Annotated in this window: 19 protein-coding genes; 15 read left to right on the forward strand and 4 right to left on the reverse strand. The window is 31.7% G+C overall.

All coding sequences use genetic code 11. From position 1 onward, the window contains the following. Positions 1-12 precede the first annotated feature (12 nt). From ACY3XC_RS14495 to ACY3XC_RS14565, 15 genes are all read left to right on the forward strand, one after another. Positions 13-762, forward strand: coding sequence for a glycosyltransferase family 32 protein (locus ACY3XC_RS14495; RefSeq protein ID WP_464869184.1), 750 nt, complete (start codon positions 13-15; stop codon positions 760-762). A gap of 162 nt (positions 763-924) precedes the next feature. Then, complete coding sequence (locus ACY3XC_RS14500; protein WP_464869185.1) at positions 925-1,878, forward strand: glycosyltransferase family 8 protein; 954 nt, start codon at positions 925-927, stop codon at positions 1,876-1,878. A gap of 26 nt (positions 1,879-1,904) precedes the next feature. After that, on the forward strand, positions 1,905-3,134 hold the full coding sequence (locus tag ACY3XC_RS14505; RefSeq protein WP_464869186.1) for a glycosyltransferase: 1,230 nt from the start codon (positions 1,905-1,907) through the stop codon (positions 3,132-3,134). 91 nt (positions 3,135-3,225) lie between these two features. Beyond that, positions 3,226-4,356, forward strand: coding sequence for a polysaccharide pyruvyl transferase family protein (locus ACY3XC_RS14510; protein ID WP_464869187.1), 1,131 nt, complete (start codon positions 3,226-3,228; stop codon positions 4,354-4,356). Continuing rightward, positions 4,353-5,537: a glycosyltransferase gene (locus ACY3XC_RS14515; RefSeq protein WP_464869188.1), complete on the forward strand. Its 1,185-nt coding sequence runs from the start codon at positions 4,353-4,355 to the stop codon at positions 5,535-5,537. The genes ACY3XC_RS14510 and ACY3XC_RS14515 overlap by 4 nt, the downstream gene beginning before the upstream one ends. A 20-nt stretch (positions 5,538-5,557) precedes the next feature. Next, positions 5,558-7,114 (forward strand): lipopolysaccharide biosynthesis protein, encoded by a 1,557-nt coding sequence (locus tag ACY3XC_RS14520; protein ID WP_464869189.1) that lies wholly within the window; start codon positions 5,558-5,560, stop codon positions 7,112-7,114. A 55-nt stretch (positions 7,115-7,169) separates the two neighbouring features. Beyond that, entirely contained in the window at positions 7,170-8,291 is a 1,122-nt protein-coding gene (locus tag ACY3XC_RS14525; protein WP_464869190.1) for an acyltransferase family protein, read from the forward strand. Between the two features lie 61 nt (positions 8,292-8,352). Continuing rightward, entirely contained in the window at positions 8,353-9,318 is a 966-nt protein-coding gene (locus ACY3XC_RS14530) for a glucosamine inositolphosphorylceramide transferase family protein (protein ID WP_464869191.1), read from the forward strand. 153 nt (positions 9,319-9,471) lie between these two features. Continuing rightward, positions 9,472-11,676 (forward strand): right-handed parallel beta-helix repeat-containing protein, encoded by a 2,205-nt coding sequence (locus tag ACY3XC_RS14535; protein WP_464869192.1) that lies wholly within the window; start codon positions 9,472-9,474, stop codon positions 11,674-11,676. A 59-nt stretch (positions 11,677-11,735) separates the two neighbouring features. Next, a complete protein-coding gene (locus ACY3XC_RS14540) occupies positions 11,736-12,821 on the forward strand; it encodes a lipid II:glycine glycyltransferase FemX (RefSeq protein WP_464869193.1) in 1,086 nt (361 codons plus the stop codon). A 104-nt stretch (positions 12,822-12,925) separates the two neighbouring features. Then, complete coding sequence (locus ACY3XC_RS14545; RefSeq protein WP_464869194.1) at positions 12,926-13,747, forward strand: tyrosine-protein phosphatase; 822 nt, start codon at positions 12,926-12,928, stop codon at positions 13,745-13,747. 70 nt (positions 13,748-13,817) lie between these two features. Then, the gene (locus tag ACY3XC_RS14550; protein WP_464869195.1) at positions 13,818-14,405 is read left to right on the forward strand and encodes a sugar transferase; all 588 of its coding nucleotides are present in this window, start codon (positions 13,818-13,820) and stop codon (positions 14,403-14,405) included. Between the two features lie 45 nt (positions 14,406-14,450). Next, a complete protein-coding gene (locus ACY3XC_RS14555; protein WP_464869196.1) occupies positions 14,451-15,518 on the forward strand; it encodes a carboxylate--amine ligase in 1,068 nt (355 codons plus the stop codon). Positions 15,519-15,772: 254 nt separating this feature from the next. Further along, positions 15,773-16,711 carry a hypothetical protein gene (locus ACY3XC_RS14560; protein WP_464869197.1) on the forward strand — a complete coding sequence of 313 codons (939 nt, stop codon included), beginning with the start codon at positions 15,773-15,775 and terminating at the stop codon, positions 16,709-16,711. A 170-nt stretch (positions 16,712-16,881) separates the two neighbouring features. Then, positions 16,882-17,361, forward strand: a complete 480-nt coding sequence (locus tag ACY3XC_RS14565; RefSeq protein WP_464869198.1) for a VanZ family protein — start codon at positions 16,882-16,884, stop codon at positions 17,359-17,361. Positions 17,362-17,577: 216 nt separating this feature from the next. Here ACY3XC_RS14565 and ACY3XC_RS14570 read toward each other — a convergent pair whose 3' ends face one another. The 4 genes from ACY3XC_RS14570 to ACY3XC_RS14585 form a co-directional block, all read right to left on the reverse strand. Then, positions 17,578-18,282, reverse strand: coding sequence for a DUF421 domain-containing protein (locus tag ACY3XC_RS14570; RefSeq protein WP_464869199.1), 705 nt, complete (start codon positions 18,280-18,282; stop codon positions 17,578-17,580). Between the two features lie 27 nt (positions 18,283-18,309). Next, positions 18,310-19,368, reverse strand: coding sequence for a lactonase family protein (locus ACY3XC_RS14575; RefSeq protein WP_464869200.1), 1,059 nt, complete (start codon positions 19,366-19,368; stop codon positions 18,310-18,312). Positions 19,369-19,492: 124 nt separating this feature from the next. Then, positions 19,493-20,083 carry a DUF624 domain-containing protein gene (locus ACY3XC_RS14580; RefSeq protein WP_464869201.1) on the reverse strand — a complete coding sequence of 197 codons (591 nt, stop codon included), beginning with the start codon at positions 20,081-20,083 and terminating at the stop codon, positions 19,493-19,495. 100 nt (positions 20,084-20,183) lie between these two features. After that, the gene (locus ACY3XC_RS14585; RefSeq protein ID WP_179156838.1) at positions 20,184-21,284 is read right to left on the reverse strand and encodes a GntR family transcriptional regulator; all 1,101 of its coding nucleotides are present in this window, start codon (positions 21,282-21,284) and stop codon (positions 20,184-20,186) included. Positions 21,285-21,607 lie beyond the last annotated feature (323 nt).

Here is a 21,607-nt window from a genome sequence, read left to right on the forward strand (position 1 = left end):
GAATTTACTTGAATGAAAACAGAGAATAAAATACCTAAAATAATACATTATTGTTGGTTTGGTAAAAAGGATAAACCAGATATTGTGAAGAGATGCATACAAAGTTGGATTAAGAATTTACCTGAATATGAAATTAGAGAATGGAATGAAGATAATTTTGAAATAAACTGTAATTCTTATGTCAAAGAAGCTTATAAAACTAACAAGTTTGCATTTGTTAGTGATTATGTAAGGGTTTATGCTTTGTACAACTTCGGTGGAATCTATCTAGATACAGATGTTGAAGTTATTAAACCTTTTGATGATTTATTACATCATGATTCCTTTTGGGGATTTGAACAAGCAAATTTTATAGCAACAAGTACGATAGGAGCGTCTAAAGGTAATAATTTAATAAAGTTATTTCTAGACTCATATAAAGATAAGCAATTCATTACTGAAGAAGGTAAATATAATAATCTCACCAATGTGGCAGTTATTACGAAAATATTTCAAGAATACGGTGTAATTTTGAATGGAGAATACCAGGAAATTAAAGAAATGGGAACAATTTATCCACAGACATATTTTTCACCATACGATTATATAAATTGTAGAAAATTAATAACAGAATATTCGTATACAATACATTATTTTTATAAAAGTTGGCTTCCACTTAACACTAGGATTAAAACAAAAATAAAGGTAATTATTTCAAATATAATAGGTGGAGATAATATTTATAAAATTAGGAAATATTACAATAAGGTGTTTTTTGATTAGGAGTTAGTTGTATTTATTTGGGGGAGATTTCATATAATTTATATTTATATTACTTAAACCAAAGGATTTCTGTTAATTAAAAAACATAAGGGGATAATTTTTAAAAAAGACCTTTTTAAAAGGAATTACCAAATTGCTGACTAATATATGGAGGTTCTTCCTATGAATTTAACTGTGGTGTATTCAAGTGATAATAGTTATGCACAGCATCTGGGTGTGTCTTTGATTTCGCTCTTTCAAAATAATAAGGAATTTAATAATATAAAAGTTTATGTAGTTGAGAGTAATATTTCAGTTGAAAATAAAAAAAATCTAATAACAATTTCAGAGAATTATAATAGAATTATATATTTTATAGATTTTAATGAATTTTCATCAATAATAAATCTGAATATCGGAAATTCAATATCGATAAATTCATATGCAAGATTATTTATAACAAGTTTTCTAGAGAATAACATTGATAAAGTGATTTACTTAGACTCTGATTCGATAATTAATCAAAGTTTAAAGGAAATATGGAATAAAGATATTAGTGAATATTTTGCGGCTGGTGTATGTGATACTGTTAGTGACAATACTAAATCTAGTATAAACATGGATATAAATAAACCATATATAAATTCAGGCATGCTTTTAATAAACCTTAAAAAGTGGAGAGAAGAGAATGTTGAACAAAAATTTATTAAGTTTATAGATTCATTTAACGGAGCCGTATTCCATCATGATCAGGGAACAATTAATGGTACTTTAAACGAGAAAATATTAATCCTACATCCTAAATATAACGCTATGACTACTTTTTTTACTATGAGTAGAGCGCAAATTTTGCAATATTATGGATTAAAGGAATACTACAGTGAAGATGAATTGCAAGAAGCCAAATACAATCCCGTGTTTATTCACTTTACTCCAGCATTTGTAAATAGACCTTGGATAAAAGGCTGTAAACATCCTTTAGCACCACTCTATCATAGGTATCTTGAAATGACTCCATGGAAAGGGACTCATTTGTTGGAAGATAATAGAAGTCTAGCTGAAAAAATGGTAGCTTCTCTATATAATAATTTACCATTCAAACTTGCAAATCATGTTAGCAGTTTAGTTTTTAAATAATTACTATCAGAATCTGGAGTTGTTCTATGAAGAAAAAGGTGCTTATCAGTATGTACTCATTAAATATTGGTGGAGCTGAAAGAAGTTTAATTGGATTATTAGAACTTTTTAATTATCAGGAATATGATGTTGAATTATTCTTATATAGACATGAAGGAGAATTTTTAGAACTAGTCCCAAAGGAAGTAATATTATTACCACCTATAGAGGAGTATACGACATTAGAGAGACCAATCAAGAGTGTTATTAAAGATGGTTATATTTTTTTGGGCTGCATGAGAATTTTATCCAAATTTAAAACAAAACTGAAAAATAGGGGACAAATGAGGAAACAAGGAACATATAAACAAATGCAATATACATGGTATTACTCTATGCCAAGACTGCCTAAAATAAAAAAAAATTACGACGCAGCCATAAGTTTTCTAGGACCACACTATTTTATTCTCGAGAAAATAACTGCAAATGTAAAAATTGGATGGAATCATACTGATTATTTTACAATAGTAAATCCTGATAAAAAATTGGATGAAAAAATGTGGAAGGCATTAGATTATATTGTAAATGTTTCAGCCGAATGTGAGAAATCTTTCCTTAAGGTATTTCCAAATCTTGCAAATAAGACGATTGTTATAGAGAATGTTATTTCACCTGAATTTGTAAGAGAACAAGCAGAACAGAATATTAAAGATGAGATGCCAGATGATGGTTCAATTAAGATTTGCTCAGTAGGGAGATTAAGCGATGCGAAGGGATTCGACTTGGCAGTGATTGCATGTAAAAAACTAATTCAATTGGGTTATGACATAAAGTGGTATATTGTTGGGTATGGTGGAGAAGAAGACTATATTAAACAATTGATATATGATAATGATATAGGAGAAAAGTTTATTTTGTTAGGTAAAAAAGTGAATCCCTATCCGTATATAAACGAATGTGATATTTATTGTCAACCATCTCGTTATGAAGGAAAGGCTGTTACTGTTCGAGAGGCACAAATATTAGGAAAGCCTGTAGTCATTACAAACTTTCCTACAGCCGATAGCCAACTTAGGAATCGTTTTGATGGATTAATTATCCCAATGTCAATCGATGGAGTAGTTAGTGGAATCAAAGAGCTTATTGAAAATACTGAATTGAAACAAAAGATTGCTTCAAACACTCAGTTAATAGACTATAGTAACAGCAATGAGATTGAAAATTTATATAAACTCTTGTGGGCATGCAGTCAAAGCAGAGATAAAAAACTAGGGTAAATTTACTTTCAAAATATGGCACTGACCAAACGGTTAGTGCATTTATTGTTTAAAGGGGCAGGGTTGAAAATTAAAAAGTGAGTGATTATTTATGAAAATTTGTACTATAACATGTCATGACGTATATAATCATGGGGCTTCATTACAGGCATACGGACTAATGAAATATTTGATGAATTGTGGGCATGAAGTTGAAATAATTGATTATAAACCAGATTACTTAAGTAATCATTACAATTTATTAAGTATTAATAATCACACTTGGGAAAGAAATATTCTTACTAAGTTATTATATCTAGTGATTAAGGTTCCAACTAGAGTATCTGGATTAAAAAGGAAAAAATCCTTTGATGTGTTTACATCGAAGTATTTAAAATTAACTAAATATCGTTACAAGTCAAATGATGAATTAAAGTTAAATTTACCAAACGCAGATGGATTTATCTGTGGAAGTGATCAAATATGGAATTGCTTACATGAAAATGGGAAAGACCCAGCTTTTTACCTTGACTTTGTACCGAATGCGAAAATAAAAGCATCCTATGCAGCAAGTTTTGCAACGGACACTATTTCTGATGAAAATGGGTTAATGGTAAAGGAGCGGGTAGTAAAATTAGATGGAGTAGGAGTTAGGGAAAAAAGTGGAGTCGGAATCTTGAATAAGATGAATATTGACTGGGCGGTGAATGTTCTTGACCCGGTTTTTTTATTAAATTGTGATAATTGGAATAAAATATCAAATGGGAGTTATAAAGAAAAATACATCCTGATATATGATTTTGATAACAGTTTACTTATCAAAAAAATTGCAACAGATATTGCAAAAGAAAAAGGATATAAAATCTATACAATTAATGAAAGTAAACTTAAATATGCTGACAAATATTTTATTTTTTCTGGCCCTGACATATTTGTTTCTCTTGTAAGAGATGCACAAATAGTAATTTCAAATTCCTTCCATGCAGCTGTTTTTTCAATTATATATGAAAAAAATTTTGTAATCGTGAACAGGATGGAAGCAATCAATACAAGGATGAGGGACCTGTTGGACGATCTAAAGCTAAATGATAGGATAGTAGATAAAAATTATGATTTGCAAAAACTAATAAAAAATGTTGACTATAAAATACCCCGAAAAATTTTAAATCAAAAGATTATGTTTTCTAAGAAATATTTAAAAGAAGTTTTATCTATTAGGAAAGAAAAGGGGGGAGTCCTTTGAAGAAGATATTGTTTGTCATAGATTCTTTGACTAGCGGAGGTGCTGAAAAGAGTTTAGTATCGTTGTTAACATTATTCGATTTTAAAAAAAATGAAGTAGACTTATTAATGTTTTCTCCCGGAGGGTTATATCTACCATTATTACCAAAGGAAGTAAATGTTTTAGACGTACCAGTATTTATAAGTAATCAATTCACAGGAATCAGAAAATTATTTATAAATAGTGACATAAAAGATTTATATATAAAGCTTGGAGGGTCTATCTCTTTAAGAAATCCATTTAAAAAGAAAAAAATGCATGCGGCTCAAATTAACTGGAAATGGATATCTAAAGGTGACTGCTGCTTAGAAAAAAAATATGATGTCGCAATAGCATATAGTCAAGGAATGCCAACATATTTTGTGGCGGAAAAAGTTAATGCAAAAAAAAAGCTCTCATGGGTAAACGTTGATTATAGAGCATCTGGCTACAATAAAAATTTTGATATAAATTATTATAAAAATTTTAATCATATAATAGCTGTATCTGATTCTTGTAAAGAAATATTAGTGCAAGAATTACCCAGTATGGAATCAAAAATCGAAGTTGTGTACGATATTATTTCTCCATCAATGATTAGAACTTTGTCTCATGATTCAGGTGGATTTCAGGACATAAATGAAGGTTTAAGGATTTTAACGATAGGAAGGCTGGTTCCGCTAAAAGGATATGAAATGGCAATTGAAGCTTGTAAAAAGTTACTTCAGGACGGAATCAACCTAAAATGGTATGCAATTGGAGAAGGCCCCATGAAAGAAAAACTTGAAAATATGATTAAAAGAAATGGACTTGAGGACAAATTTATTTTACTGGGAACACATCACAATCCATATACCTTTTTAAAGCAATGTGACATTTATGTTCAACCATCCCAATTTGAGGGGTATGGGCTAGCGATAGCGGAAGCAAGAATATTAGGAAAGCCGATAGTTGCAACAAACTTTACTGCGGTACACAATCAGATAAGGGATAAAGAAAATGGAGTGATTGTTGATATGAATTCCCAAGATTTATACGAAGGAATTATAAGTTTGATACAAGATAAAACCTTGAGACAAAAAATAAGTTCAAACTTGAGACAAGAAAAGGTAGGTACTGAGGGAGAGATTAATAAAATCTATTCTTTAATAGAATCTGCCTAATAAAAGGTGGTAAAAGAAATATGCGTGTAAAAAAGGCAAGTATAAATGTTTTTGTAAATGTGTTGACTTTTTTAATAGGCATAATACCATCTTTTATTGTAAGAAAGGCCTTTTTAGATTCACTAGGTAATGAATTATTAGGATTAACTTCACTATATACAAATATATTGGGCATACTTTCATTAGTCGAATTAGGTATCGGTAGCGCTATTATATATTCTCTATACAAGCCCATTGCAGAAGAAAATAGAGAAAAAATAAAAGGATACCTAGATTATTATGCTAAGTTTTATAGGTATGTTGGTTATACCATTTTTGTATTAGGGTTATTAATAATGCCCTTGATTCATTTATTTATAAAAGACGAAGTTAATTTATTTGAAGCCCAAATTTACTTTACTTTATTCTTAATAAATACCCTTATTAGTTATTTATTTTCCCATAAACTTTGTATTTTGAATGTGACACAGGAAGGATACAAGATCTCTATAGGATTAACGGCAACTAAGTTGTTAATTTCAATATTACAGTTTTCAATTCTCAAATTTTATCCAAGTTTATATATATACCTTTTAATACAAATAATAATTAATTTAATCTACTACTTACTAATGAATGTATATATAAATAGTAAGTATAGTTGGGTAAAAAATACTATTGGAATAATAACTAGTGCAGAAAAAGATTCTTTAATTAAAAACGTGAAGGCACTATTTTTACACAAGATAGGAGGTATTTTTGTATTTGGAACGGACAATTTAATTATCTCCTACTATATTAATCTAACAGTTGTAGGTATTTTTAATAGTTACTATATGGTAATAGCCGCAGTACAAGCAATAATATCTAATGGCTTGTCTGGTGTTACGGCTAGTATTGGGAATTTATTGGCCGAGAATGATAAAGAAAATGCATATAAAGTCCACAAAAGGTTATTTTTTTTAAGCTTTTGGATTGTTTCGTTTATTACAATAACTTTATCCAATACCATAGAACAATTTGTATTTTTATGGTTAGGAGAAAACCAAGTGTTAGATCAATTTACAATATATATATTACTAATCAATCTATATTTTTTTCTAATGCGGGGATCTGTTGAAAGGTTTAGTGAAGGCGGGGGTATATTTCATCAGGATAGATTTGCTCCATTGTTCGAATCGGCTATAAATCTAATTGCTTCAGTTATTTTAGTTAAATCAATTGGATTAGCAGGAGTATTTCTAGGTACATTAATTAGTAATTTAGCAGTGGTTTTTTGGGTTAAGCCCAAAATGGTTTATAAATATATATTTGATTTGAGGTTATTTGAGTATTTTAGGATGTACCTAAAATACTCTTTAATAGGATTAATTCCATTAGGAATAACTCAAGGAGTTAAAATATTTTTTCTAAATAGTAATAGTCTAATAACATTTGGAGTTAACTGTCTAATTAATCTAGTATTAATCAATGGGTTTTATTTCATGATTTTCAGAAAAAATGAGGAGTTTATATATTATAAGAATTTAGTTATGAATGTTATTAGTAAAATTCGGTTGAAATCGGCTTCTTTAACCGAGATAGAAAAAGGGAGATAATATTATCAAAGTATAAAGTCCTTATTGAAAATAACAAAAGGGTGTCGTGATAAACTTGTTTAAATGGAATATTAATATAATTGGAAATGAGAGTAAAGCGTCAGTTATTTTAGATTTTATAAGGTTTTTATCTGCCTTAATTGTATTTTTATTTCATTTCTATGTTCCTGTTCCTGGATACCAAGCAGTAATGATTTTCTTCGTTTTAAGTGGTTACTTTATCTCATCTACGGTGTTAAAGGCAGTAAAGTATAATAATTGGAGTTGGTCAGATTACCTTTTAAAGAGATTAACAAGGTTATGGATTGTACTAATCCCTTGTCTATTCTTAACTTATATTTGGGCTCAAATTCAATTTAGCTTTTTTGGAGAATCTGTTATTTCGAAATATATAACTTGGAAGATTTTCATTGGAAATGTATTTTTTTTGCAAGAAATAATTGTACCTGAATATGGTATAAATGGTCCATTGTGGAGTCTGAGTTATGAATTTTGGTACTATATATTATTTCCTTGCTTGGTTCTAACATTTTATGCTAGTAAAAAAAGATTTAAAATATTATCTGCTTTGATATTTATTGCTATTTCACTATTCGTAGGTGAACGAATAATGGGGTATTTTTTAATATGGTTGATAGGTGCATTAATACCACTTTTGAAACCATTAAAATTCAAAACGAAATTTTGGGAAAACATTATTTTACTGTTTTCAATTCTAATATCTATCGCCTCACTGAGGTTTTTATATCAACTGCTTGATATTACTGATCCAAGTTATACAGGAAATGGTCTACAATACTATGCTGATTTAAGTGTAGGTATCACCTTTGCATTTTTCGTTTACGTCGTTACTTCCTTACTTAATACTAATACAAAAAGGTTAAGATTTAACATCTCAAATCAATTGGCAGGATTTTCATATACCTTGTATCTTACTCACTATCCACTAGCTAATCTAATACTAACATGGAGAAATTCTTCGTCATGGAAATTTACGGAAGTGGAAGGGCTTTTAATGAAACCAGTGTTTGCAATTTCAATAATTGTATACGCTTGGATTGTTGGATCACTAACTGAAAAACATACTGTGAAGGTAAGGAAGTATATAAAAAGAGTTATATTTATTAAATTAAATAATTCAAATAAAAAGCAACAATACGCTAAAAATATGCAGTGATTTACTTAATATTTCTAATTCAAACTTTTTTTGAAGTGAAAAGGAAAAGGTGGAATTTGGTGTGTATATATTTATATTTATAGTTTCTCTAATATTTTTCTTGTATTTTCTAACAAAGAAAAAAATTGCATTGGAAGCTGTTTGGTCAATTAAAGTGTTTAAATCAAAAAATATTATTACCAAATATCCAAAAGAGAAATCGTTGGAAAGTCCAACCCTAAAAGCTTCAGATGTTGATGATGTGCCAGCTCAATTTATTGCTGATCCGTTTATTTTATTAGATAATGATAACTTTTATCTATTTTTTGAAGTTCTTGATAAATCTTCAAAAAAAGGTGTTATAGGGTTAGCAACCAGTAACAATGGAGATATTTGGCATTATGAGAAAATAGTACTCAATGAGGATTACCATTTATCGTATCCATATGTAATTAAACACAATAATAATTATTATATGATTCCAGAGTCAACAGAGGCAAATAAGGTTTTATTATATAAAGCAAAAAAATTTCCTTATGAATGGGAAATAGCCTGTGTATTGCTTAATGGAAGATATGCAGATTGCAGTGTCTTTCAATATAATGATAGATGGTGGATGTTTGCAGGAAACAGCGGTAAATTGCATTTGTTTTATTCAGATGAACTTACAGGGGAATGGAATGAACATCCCAAAAGCCCTTTAATTACTAATAATTTTAACATTACAAGACCTGCTGGTAGAGTAATTGTTAATCAAAATAATATTTACAGATATACACAAGATGGGCAGCCCTATTATGGTAGCAAAGTGAAAGTATTTAAAATTAAAAATTTATCAGAAGAGGAATATCAAGAAGAAGAAATAAATCTAGTATTAAGTGGCACCAAAAAAGATATGGATTGGAGGAAAGATGGGATGCATCATATAGATCAATTGAAAATTAAAGATGATCAATGGTTAGTAGTTGTAGATGGTCATATATTTGAGACTAGGAATTACTTTTTATGGAAGTTCAACAATATTTTTAAAAAAAGTGCTAGTTTTTAGTTTCATCTCATTTATAGCTAAACCATGAACATATAACTATTTCATTTTATCATAAGTAATTCAATTGGGGTTTCTCTATATTGTTTGAGTTTATTAAACAGTAATATAAGGGGAACGCAAACCAGCATACCGATAGAAAGAGGACAAATACAAATGGATAATAGAAGTTTAAAAATCTTGTTTTTCTTCGTGTTATTTATAGGTGTTGTATATGTTTTGTTAGAACAATCTGAAGTTATGGTACCAGATCACACAAGCGTGAATCTAAAAGAGGTAAGAGAAGGGGATATAAAGATATATACATTAGAGTTAGAACGTTGGAATATTTCTAATGATGGAACACATCCTGTTGAAACTACTTTGGGGATGAACGAAGCGCTAATATGGGCAAATGAAAACGGATTTACTACATTCAAAGTGCCTGCGGGCACCTACTTGATAAAAAAAGGTGAACAATTTGATCCTGATTCTCGTATCAATATGGTTAGTAATATGACCTTTTTACTGGAGGTTGGTGCTGTTTTACAAAAGGAAACTAATAGTGAAGAACGATATGAATTGCTATATATAGGACCTGGGATAAAGAACGTGACGATTAAAGGGGGTACCTATAAAGGAGATAAAGATACACATGATTATTCAAAAAGTGATAACGAGAATACACCAGGTACTCATGAGGCAGGGTATGGAATACTAGCTGAAGGTGCTATTAATTTAACTATTGATGGCATAAAGGCTTTTAACTTCACAGGTGATGGATTATGTATAGGTGCAACGGGTGAAGCTAAAGCCCCGTGGCTATTTGAAGAAGATTTTGAGCCTGGGGGAATAGATGATAATGGAAAATTAGTAAAAGATTCTACAAAAATTAGAACAAAAAATATTGAGAAAACTAACTTCAATCACCCAATCTTCCAAACACAAAATACTTTTCAGTTTTCTCGCCCCGAAAATATATCGAAGACAGTACCTTTTGATGTTTATTTTTATAAATCTGATGGAACTTTTATAACAAGTGTTAAAAACCAAGAAATCGATTGGAGTTTGACAAAGGTACCGAAGGGAGCAAACTATTTTCAAGCGGTTTTTGATACTGATATGTACAAAGGAATAAAACTGGAATATTGGGTAAAAACAATCTCCAAAAATGTCACTGTCAAGAATTCGGAATTTGCTTTTAATCGTCGACAAGGAATAACTGTTGGTGGTGCGAGTAACGTATTGATAACTAACAATGATATTCATGATATTAAAGGAACTCCGCCTCAATCCGGAATAGATGTAGAAGCTGGTTTTTCACCAAACCATAAAATCGTTATTAGGGATAATAGGATTTATAATAATAAAAGTTATAATGTAATTCTATATGATGGTAGACATGCTATTGTTGAAGATAATTATTTAGGTCCCAACGAGGACAAATCATCTATTGGACTAGCAATTTCTTCACCATTTTTAGGAGCAATGGTAAAAGATAATACATTTGATGGATCAAGTCTTAATGTAACTCACGATACAAAGATTATGGATAATGAAATGATTGATTCTACTGCCCTAATTATTGGACCGAATGTTTCAATTGATGGAATGAAATTTACCGATTCATCACTACATCTTAAGAGTAAAGAAGAATATGGTATAAAAGCTTCTAATATCACGATGAAAAATAATAAAAAAGATCAAACTACTTTGTCTATAGATGAGCAGCCAGTTCATTTGAAAGGTATTAGTATTACAGGGGAATCCGCACTGCGAAATCTAATTGGTGAAGTAGCAGATGGCAGTATTTTTGATAATTTAAAAGTGATAGGATACAATTCGTCCTATGGTTTAGATTTGCCGAGAGGTACTTATAATAATTGTGTATTTGTTGCAGCAAAAGGTGGAACTGCAGCTCCTGTAATAAGTAAATCTGGAAATTATTTCTTTAATAATTGTTCTTTTAAAGGTAATAAAGCCGGCCTTATTGTCGCTAATCCAAAAGCAAACTTGTCTGTGAAGGATTCCAAATTTGAAGTAACAGAAGAAACTGGATATGGTTTAGCCCTTGTATATGTGGAAAAAGTAAATAAAATATCTTTATTAAATAATACACTAGATACTCGAAGTAATTCAGATGAAGATTTTCATTTGATAAAATTGGGAAAGGTAGGTGGGAAAGCTAGTTTAAGTGAGGTTTATAGTGCAATAATAAAAGGAAATACTCTATATTCCAATTTTAATGTTGCTGGTATTTCCACTATTGAAGCTGGTAAAGATGCTCCAGCTTATCGTATTGAAGATAATATCATTTACAATGCAAAGCTACATTTGAAATCGAACGATATTGATATTAATAATAAGGAGTATAATCAGTAACATGTCTATAAAGATGTGTTTTTTTATTTTCCCTGAATCATATATAAGAGGTGAAATGAATGAGTTTATTTCAAATTATCGACAGCAAGCCAATATGGGATAATCTTCTAGGGGGAATTAATGATGCAGACCTATATTACTCTTATGAGTATGGAAGTTTATTTGCAAAAAATGAAAAGGGCAAGCTAATGGCAGCCTATTTTGAAAATGAAAATACAAAAATATTTTACCCATTTATTAGAAGAAATGTAGTTTGGGATGAAGAAGGGATTTATGATATCGTAACTCCATATGGTTATGGTGGCCCCTTGCTTGAAGGCAGCGGTGAAAAAATCCTTCAATTTTATGAATATTTTGAGGAATATTGTAAAGAAAATAATATTATTACGGAAACTATAAGATTCCACCCAATTATTAAAAACTATGAAAATTACAATAAACTAATGGAGGTTGAGTATATTAGAAAAACGACAGCAGTTGATTTATCCTTACCATTGGAGGAAATTAGAAAACAATACTCATCTATGAATAAAAGAAATATAAAAAAGGCCAAAAATGAAGGGATTATTTGTTTTTTAGTGGAAAACACTCCGAAAAATATTAATACCTTTTTTAATTTATATTTGGAGACAATGGATCGAAACAACGCGGATAGATATTATTACTTTGATGAAAATTATTTTTATGAACAAATAAAGGATTCAATAATAAGTGAAACCTTTTTACTTTTTGCACAATATAAAGATGAAATTATCGCAGGAGTAATGGTATTGAAAGGTCCAAAGTACTCCCATTATCACCTTGGTGCTTCTAAAACAAAATTTTTACACCTTAGACCAAATAACCATTTATTTGACTATATGATTGAATTTTGTAAATCCAAGGGCTCAACCCTTCTTCATTTAGGTGGAGGTTATCAGGAAAATGACGGGTTATTTAAGTTTAAAGCATCTTTCTCCAATGGTAATAATTTTGATTATTTTATTGGGAAGAGGGTATATGACAGAAAAAAATACAATAGAATAATTGAGGGGGCAAGAAGGTATTACAAAATAAATGAAAATTACTTTCCAATCTATAGGGGGAAGAAGGAAATAATAATAAATACTGAAGGTGAAGGACTTAAAGAAATTAATATACTATAAAAAGGTTAAGAAGTAGATATAGATCAGTCTAATTTACTTATACACACTATTGTGTTCGTTATTGAGAATGTATACCTGCCTGCAATGGTCAAGGGGGAGTAAAAATGATAGTTGATATTCATAGCCATATATTGTATGGACTAGACGATGGCCCTAAAACTCGAGAAGAAACCATTTTATTAGCTAATCAAGCCGTTGATTCTGGGATTAATCATGTTATTGCAACCCCACATCATAAACATTTGCATAAAGATCATTTTTATGAAAACGATTATAGGAACATATTAGATATGGTTGAGAAAGTCAATCAATTAATGAAGGAACAAAACATTCCTTTAAATGTTTACCCTGGAATAGAATTCCATCTCCATGAAAATATACAAGATGACATTGAACATAATTTAGAACATTTTTTAACCTTAAACAATACTGGAAAATATTTATTAATTGAACTTCCATGCAGCTATTTCCCTAGTATTACTCAAGAAGTTTTAAGCGATCTACAAAGGATAGGCTTTGTACCTATTCTTGCACATCCTGAGAGAAATAAATTCCTTAGAAAGAACCCAGGAACAATCTATAATATGGTGCAAGATGGTATTCTTGTACAAGTCACTGCAGGGAGCATAAATGGGATACAAGGAAGACGTTTAAAGCATTTCTCGCAACATTTACTAGACCATAATATGGTTCACTTTGTTGCCTCTGATGCACATCATTATACGAGACGTAAATTTGATTTGTTATCTGCTTATGAACGGATAGAAAGAGAGTATTCCATAAATTACCGAAAATATCTGGAGGCAAACGCTATTCATACTTTAAATGGGACAGATTTTAAAATGGTTAAACCTAGAAATATTGGAAAAAGGAGACAATATTTCTTTTTTTATAATCATCCATTAAACAAAGTTGATTTAAAGTAAATTAATTATAAGTAAATTAATAAGTTTATTTAACTAGACTACATCCTTTGTTATGTAGGAGGTAATCATTTTGAAAAGATTGATAGACTTGTTTGGGTCGTTTATATTAATTCTGATTTTTTTACCCAGCATGTTGGTAATTTCAATATTGATAAGAATAAGTATGGGTCACCCTATTCTGTTTAAACAAATTCGCCCTGGTCTTTATGGTAAACCTATTTCCATTTTTAAGTTTCGAACCATGAATGATAAAAGGGACGAACAAGGGAATATGCTTCCAGGGAAAATGAGATTAACTAAATTGGGAATATTCCTTCGAAAATACAGCCTGGATGAGCTACCACAACTTTTTAACGTATTAAAAGGGGAGTTAAGTTTAGTTGGACCACGTCCATTGTTAATGGAGTATCTTTCTATTTATACTGAAGAACAGGCCAGAAGGCATGAAGTCAAACCAGGGATCACAGGTTGGGCTCAAATAAACGGAAGAAATGCAATTAACTGGGATGAAAAATTCAAATTAGATATTTGGTACGTAAATAATCTTTCCCTTGCTCTTGACATGAAAATATTATTATTAACAATTATTAAAGTTGTAAAAAAAGATGGGGTTAGTGCTAAAGAACATTATAGTATGGAACGTTTTAGGGGGATGTGAATTCTAACACCCTCCTTTTTACTATTAAAGATGGAGTGATTAAAAATGGAGAAAATCTTGATAACTGATGTTGGTGTGGCTCCAGCAGAAAATGTAATTAGGTCATGGAATTGTTCTGAAATTAGAGAAGAAATTTTGGGTGTTTCAAGAAATCCGTTTACTCTTTACTCATCAAGGGTAGAATTGAAGCGGCATATACCGTATGAGTATGCATTTGGAGATGAATATAAAAAGTCACTTTTAGGGCTTCTAGAGAAGGAGAAACCTAGCTTAGCGGTATTCATGAATGATAGGGAGATATTTGAAATAACTAAATTTAGGGATGAAATTATCTCAACTGGAACTAAATTATATATGCCAAGGAATGAAGTTATAGCTGCATGTACAGATAAATATCAATCCTATAAAGTTTGGAATGCTGAAGGAATTAAAGTTCCGAAGACGATGATTATTCATGATGAAACTGATTTGCAGAAGGCATTTAATAAGCTAGGAGACCGAGAAGGGCGAATTTGGTTAAGGTCAACAGTTGGGGCAGGAGGCAGAGGAGCATTACCAACTAACGATTATGAGTTTGCAAAAAACTGGATTAATCTTTATAACGGGTGGGGAAATTTCACAGGATCAGAATTGCTACAGGCTGATAAAACAGTTACTTGGTTGTCTATATGGTATGAAGGTGAACTTGTTGTTGCCCAGACGAGGAAAAGGAAATCCTGGGGATTTGCGAATCGTACTTTATCAGGTGTAACAGGTATAACTGGGGTAGGTGAAACCTACTCAGATGAAATTGTTAATAGAGTGGCTATGGATACAATATTAGCTATAGACAATCATCCACACGGTGTTTATGGGGTAGATATGACATACGATCAAAATGATTTTCCAAATCCTACTGAAATTAATATGCGATTTTTTACAACTTGTTATTTTTTTACTGAGGCTGGTCTCAATATGCCAGAGATATACAAAGATATTATCCTTTATCAGAAGTTTCCAAGTTTGGAAAAAAGGATTAATCCACTTCCAGATAAATTGCTCTGGATAAGAGATATGGATAGAGAACCAATTTTAACAACGGAGGAAAAAATACTTAGAAATTCAGGAAAATAAAAACTTGCTATTTGAGAGTTGAAAAGGATATATAGAGGACCAATGACTTTGAAGTGATCCAAAAAATTAATGAAGATTCTAATTTGAGTTTTTCGCAAGAAACAGTGATGTAAATTTGTTCTTAAATAAGAACGAATTATTCATTAAAAAGTTAATAGAGGGGGTGATTGGAAAAAAATATGCTCTATTTTAAATTTCACCATGATGACTTCAAAATGTAATCCTTATGCCAATTAAAATGAAGGAGTAAAGCCATGAAAAAACGTTTTGTTAGTTTATTAGTTTTAACCTTAATCATTTGTTTACTAGGCAATTCTGCACTTGCAACAACAACAGTGAAACCAAGAGAGGATGGTAACTGTTGGTCTTCCTATGCATTAGTAGATGGGCTAAATTATCAATATGCAACAGCTAAAATAACAAACAATGAAGAAAAACTTAGAGTGGAGGTGTACACAAGAGAATGGGCTGAGTTCTTATACTTAGAAGTTTCAATGGCTGCAGCCAATAGTGTATCTGAACTACCGAGTAAATCTGGAGCAATTACAAAGTTTTTTCCGACTGGAACTACTTTAGCTTATACTGAAGAATTCATTAACTATGATAAATCCGTTTCAAATGTTGTTCTGGTTATTGAAGCAGTTATTCGTGATACCCAAGGAAATACACATCATATCTGGGCTCAGGGAACACCGTTGTTAGGTACGGACTGGAAAGAATATATTGAATACAACATTAGACCTGCATCTGTAAATGGTGAGGTATGTTATACACCTAATGAAGAGCAGCCGCCGGAAGAGCCTTCAGCTTCCCCTAGAACTATTGGTTACTGGCAAACACATGCTGGATTCCATGGCAATAATGAAGATGTAGTTTCTAAATACCTACCAATTACATTAGGTACTCAAGCAATTACAACTAATATAGAAGTTGTAAATGTCTTTAAATTTAAAGCCTTTACCGGTGGTGCAAGCAATGGCTATAATAAGCTGGCAGCACAGTTACTTGCTGCCAAACTAAATGTCAAAAATGGTGCTAATACCGGATTGATAGATAATGCAATAAAACAAGCTGATGCATTGTTATCTTTACAAAGTTCCAAGCCTTGGTCCTCGTTGACTAGTACAGAACAACAAAATATTTTAAACGTAAAAGATCTTTTAGATCAGTATAATAACTCCGGTACCGAATAAGGTTTAGCAGTTAATAAAAAAGCAACCAGTGTGATATGCTTTAACAATTACACTGGTTGCTTTTTTGTGGAATTCCTATTATTGGCCACCAAATATTTATTTCCAGAAAAATATGCGTATTAAATTGCGTTATTTAAATGGTTTTTGAATTTATTAAAGGCTGGTGCTTCATGAAAAAGACAATTGCTCGTCTATTAATAAGATTTCTCCCAATCGGTTACATTGGATTTATATGGCTGCAATCAAGTTATTTTAATCCTGAATCAATCCATTATTTATCAAATGAAATTAATATAGAGTTTTTAATACTTGTTGGAATAGCTTTGGAGCTGTTTCATTTTTTCCAGTTTGGACTATTGTATTTGTTAATTATTGCTGCTGTTTTAAGTTTTAGAGTACTTACAAAGAAAATTGAGTATTTTTCAATTATTTTCTCATTATTGTATGGGTTAATTGATGAATTTCATCAAATCTATGTCCCTTTTAGATCCTTTTCATATACCGACCTTCTTAAAGATACAGTAGGGGTTATTTTTATATCTTTCATAGTTCATAAAAGCTACTATTCAGACAAGAAATCTAAGGTTGGTAGCTTTTTACGGAAAGTGGGCAATCTAGCTTTAAATGAAAAAGGTAAGGTACCGTTTTAACTAGTTTTATTAGGATTTAATGATAAATAGGAAGGTTCCTTAAATTGCCCCTTATAGTTTTAATCCTACTTTGGTCTAAGTCCCTTTTGACCCTCATTTCCTCCATTGGAAAACTTCCCATTAACTCATGTTTATAAACTTATGTTTTACCTCACTGGCATGATAGTTTTCATAATTGAAATACCCACAAATGGAAAGTCCATTTGTGGGTATTAATTATTTATACAGGAAAACCTTTAAGTTGTCTTTTTGATCAATGGTTGCAAGCAACACGTTTTTAATATTTGTATGATACAGATTTTCTAGCTTCTCAACAACCCAGACTTCATCTTTGTCCAATTGTTTCAAAACATTAGAAGCAATAGTTCCTTCCTTAATAATCGTTTTTGGAAGATCAAAGGGTTCTGTTTTCATTTGGTAAGTTTCAGGTGTAACGGGGTTATATTTAGGATCCAAAAAAACGGAAACCTTCCCATCCGCTTCCCACAATGCTAATGCCACTTTTTTAACATCTTCTACTTTTTCTTCCCGTAATTCTTCCAATAAAATATCGATTGATATTCTTGCCTTTTTCAACCCTTTAGAGATAATCTCTCCGTCTTTCACTAGCGTAATCGGTGGGGGAGTAATTAGATTTCTAATTCGCGGCCATTTCAACACAGCATACACACTGCCAATATACAGGATCACCAACACCACTGTAGTGGTAAGGGAACCTTTTAGCCCAAGGTGTTCATCGGACAATGGATGAGCAATAATGTTCCCAATTATTAGTGCAATCACGAAATCAAGCAGTCTTAGCTGCGCAATCGAACGCTGGCCCATTGCTTTGGCAACTAGAACCAAGAAAAAATAGCCTACTACAGCACGTAGAATCCACTCTATTGTTGTCAAGGATTCCTGACTATGAATGAAATCCATCGAAACACATCCTTTATTTGTTAAGCCTTACTTTTCTAAAAACTTAACACAAACCGGGTATGGTACCTTTATATCTGATTGTAATAAAGTTAATTTTCCTGTATTTTCATCTCTTGCAAATAGGACTAAGTTGCCTGATTCCTGATTAGAAGCAACAATAAATTTTCCACTCGGGTCGATTTCAAAATCCCTCGGCCAATCTCCCTCGGTAGAAGTATGTTCCACGAAATTAAGTTCCCCTGTTTCCTCATTGACTTGAAAGACTGCAATACTATTGTGACCGCGATTACCTGCATAAACAAAGCGTCCGTCGACCGAAATATGTATTGCACTTCCTTGATTATTTTCTTTAAAATCCTCTGGAAGAGTAGAAATGGACTGTTTTTCAGTAAATTGTCCATTCTCAGGATGATAGGTTACCACAATTACCTCGGAGCTGAACTCGGTCATAATATACGCGTATTTTCCATTTGGATGGAAAGCAAGGTGCCTTGGACCACTTCCGGCTTTTATTGGTAAAAGGTTTGCTTTTTCTAGTGTACCATTGTCATTTACCTTATAGGTAATCAGGGCATCAATACCGAGTTCAACAGCCGTTAAATATTTTTCATCAGGTGTTAATCCAGCATAATGCGTATGTGGTTTTTCCTGTCTAGGATCAGGTCCAGAACCTTCATGCTGAATGATGGATGAAACTGTCTGTATCGAGCCATCTTCTGGGTTAATTAAATAGGATTCAACTGTTCCTTTATGATAATTAGCGCTAAAAACATAGTTGTTTTTAGTGTCTACACTTACATGACAGGGTGATGATCCTTCTGAAACTTGGCTGTTTATTTCTGTTAAATCACCGTTACCATTAATAGAAAAAGCAGCTATTCCTCCTGTTCCTCCTACTTTTACAACTGAATATAGATAGCGCTTATTTGAGCTAATTGTTAGGTAAGTTGGGTTATCTAACCAAGCTGCAACTTTAACGTCTCCTATAGTTCTCTTTTCCGTGTCTAGAGTGAACGAATAGATCCCTTCGCTCTCCCCTTTAGTGTATGTTCCAATATAGCCTATGTAATGGTTATTTCCAGTCATCGTTTATCTCCTCTGTTTAAGTTAATCATTTTATTTTATCAAACTATCCGAAAATTATTAAAAGTTTTGTTTGAGAAAGAAAAAAGTCCACAGATAATCCGTGGACTCCCGAGCAATTGTAAATTCATTTTGAAGTTTGAACAGGTTGAATTTTATTAAAAACAAGTTGACACAAATAGTAATTGCAACAGGCGTAAACACAGAAAATAAATAGAAAAGTAACGGACCAGGTATAGAGAATCAATACCGTCAAAATAAATAAAACAATCACAGAGAGAGTTACAAAGAAATATCGAACGGAAAAGAACAGAGAGTTCTTAATGGCAGTCAGCCAATTCACATTATAGTTCGCAATGGTTGGAAAAATAAAAATGGTGATGAAAAGAATCACGATACCTAATAGAGACAAAACTGGTAAGAGTATATACTGGAAAGAGCCGAGATTTTTCATTAACATAAAGTCTAGAAAAAACAGCCCTGCAAAGACAGTCCAGATCATCCCTAAAATAAAGCTTTGCTTAAAATTCTCTTTGAAGAATTCAAAAAAAGAGCGAAAGACACTATAGTCTTTATGCAATACCCATTGACGAATGACGCAGTACATTGCCACAGTTGCAGGGAAGATTGTAATGACCGGTAGACAAAATAACAACCAGAGGAGATTCAATTGGAAAAAAGCTGTTACAAACTCTAGTACTTTGAATACTTGTTTCATATTTTCACCATATTTCCTCAACTAAAGATAAAAATTGAACACCCCGTTATCAAATAGGGGTGTTCAACTTTGCTTAGAAAGTAAACTAATTGAAGGGATATTAACTAACTAAGTTTGGCTTTTTCACTTCTGAAGTAGAATTTCGTATAACCAACTCTGGTTCGTATATGATAGACTGTGGATTACTGCTGCTGTTCCCTTCGACTGCTGAAACAATCCATTTCGCGGCTTCAATACCCATCTCCATTTTCGGATGGGAAACAGATGTTAACTTCACTTCAGTTGCCTCTGCTAAAAAAGAATCGTCATATCCAACAATTGATACATCTTCTGGAACACTTAATTCAAAGCCTCTTAACATCTCAATTACACTTAATGCCATCTGGTCATTGTAACATACAATTGCTGTAGGCATTTTCGCCGATGAATAAAAGCGTTTTAATTGTTCTAGAAGCTTGGTATGCTGGTCTTCTGTCGTATAGGTAATAACCATATCTGGAAAAAACGGCAGTCCGTGCTCTCTAAAGGCTCGGATAAAGCCTTGCATACGATTTACCCCTTGAAGGTCATCCGTTTTAAATATCCCAATTATCTTTTTGTGACCCAGCTTAATTAAGTGTTCAGTAGCAATAAAGCCGCCATTTTCATCATTCATAATAATATGCGGAGGCATCAGCTGTGAATAGTATTGGTTAATCATTAAATAAGGGGTATTGTTTTGTTCTAATTCTAAATAGTAGCTAATGTTCGGATTATAATTGCTGCTTTTTGTTGGTTCAACAATTAGCCCATCAATATTTCTGCTCAACATTGTTTGCAGGCATTGTTTCTCTTTTTCTACATCATTGTCAGTACATGCAAATGTTAAGGAATATCCCTGGGTTGTTAGATATGACTCAATCCCTTTAATAATAGAAGGGAAGATATAATCTGATATATAGGTTGTTATTACACCAATATTTTTCCCATTTCCATTTGAGATTTGAACCTGAGGTGGAGCGGTTTCTTTTTTTAATGAACAAAACGTCCCCGCTCCTTGTTCTCGATAGAGCCACCCTTCGTGTACTAAATCGCCAACAGCCTGGCGAACGGTATGTCTAGAGACACCAAACATTTTAACCAGTTCATTTTCGGAATAGATTTTTTCACCAGGTTTGACGATGCCGCTAGTGATCCATTCAGTTATTTTTTCTTTTACCATATTATACTTGGTTTTTTGTTGTGCCACGGTTTCACCACTTTCAACTCGTATACTAAAATTAACTTATACGTACAACGAATAATGTATAGTCTTATATTAACAAATAGAATCATTATTTGCTATGGTTAAATTATACACGGATAAAGTTTATATTAAACACGTACGGACATAAATGAAAAAATTAATAAAAGTGATTGACATGTACGAACAGGCATATTATTATTTGAAGTATAGAGAATACGCTTTCAAAGTTTCATAGAAGTACAGCTTTAGAAAAATAGAACGTATATCTATTATTGCGTTCAAGCTTTATTTATGAAAAA

This window comes from Bacillus sp. CZDM1 (assembly GCF_055502545.1).

Coding starts and splice junctions, on each gene's coding strand:
- ACY3XC_RS14585 (WP_179156838.1), bottom strand. CDS start 21,284: ATGGTAAAAGAAAAAATAACTGAATGGATCACTAGCGGCATCGTCAAA.
- ACY3XC_RS14535 (WP_464869192.1), top strand. CDS start 9,472: ATGGATAATAGAAGTTTAAAAATCTTGTTTTTCTTCGTGTTATTTATA.
- ACY3XC_RS14580 (WP_464869201.1), bottom strand. CDS start 20,083: ATGAAACAAGTATTCAAAGTACTAGAGTTTGTAACAGCTTTTTTCCAA.
- ACY3XC_RS14575 (WP_464869200.1), bottom strand. CDS start 19,368: ATGACTGGAAATAACCATTACATAGGCTATATTGGAACATACACTAAA.
- ACY3XC_RS14520 (WP_464869189.1), top strand. CDS start 5,558: ATGCGTGTAAAAAAGGCAAGTATAAATGTTTTTGTAAATGTGTTGACT.
- ACY3XC_RS14510 (WP_464869187.1), top strand. CDS start 3,226: ATGAAAATTTGTACTATAACATGTCATGACGTATATAATCATGGGGCT.
- ACY3XC_RS14555 (WP_464869196.1), top strand. CDS start 14,451: ATGGAGAAAATCTTGATAACTGATGTTGGTGTGGCTCCAGCAGAAAAT.
- ACY3XC_RS14540 (WP_464869193.1), top strand. CDS start 11,736: ATGAGTTTATTTCAAATTATCGACAGCAAGCCAATATGGGATAATCTT.
- ACY3XC_RS14545 (WP_464869194.1), top strand. CDS start 12,926: ATGATAGTTGATATTCATAGCCATATATTGTATGGACTAGACGATGGC.
- ACY3XC_RS14570 (WP_464869199.1), bottom strand. CDS start 18,282: ATGGATTTCATTCATAGTCAGGAATCCTTGACAACAATAGAGTGGATT.
- ACY3XC_RS14500 (WP_464869185.1), top strand. CDS start 925: ATGAATTTAACTGTGGTGTATTCAAGTGATAATAGTTATGCACAGCAT.
- ACY3XC_RS14560 (WP_464869197.1), top strand. CDS start 15,773: ATGAAAAAACGTTTTGTTAGTTTATTAGTTTTAACCTTAATCATTTGT.
- ACY3XC_RS14495 (WP_464869184.1), top strand. CDS start 13: ATGAAAACAGAGAATAAAATACCTAAAATAATACATTATTGTTGGTTT.
- ACY3XC_RS14565 (WP_464869198.1), top strand. CDS start 16,882: ATGAAAAAGACAATTGCTCGTCTATTAATAAGATTTCTCCCAATCGGT.
- ACY3XC_RS14505 (WP_464869186.1), top strand. CDS start 1,905: ATGAAGAAAAAGGTGCTTATCAGTATGTACTCATTAAATATTGGTGGA.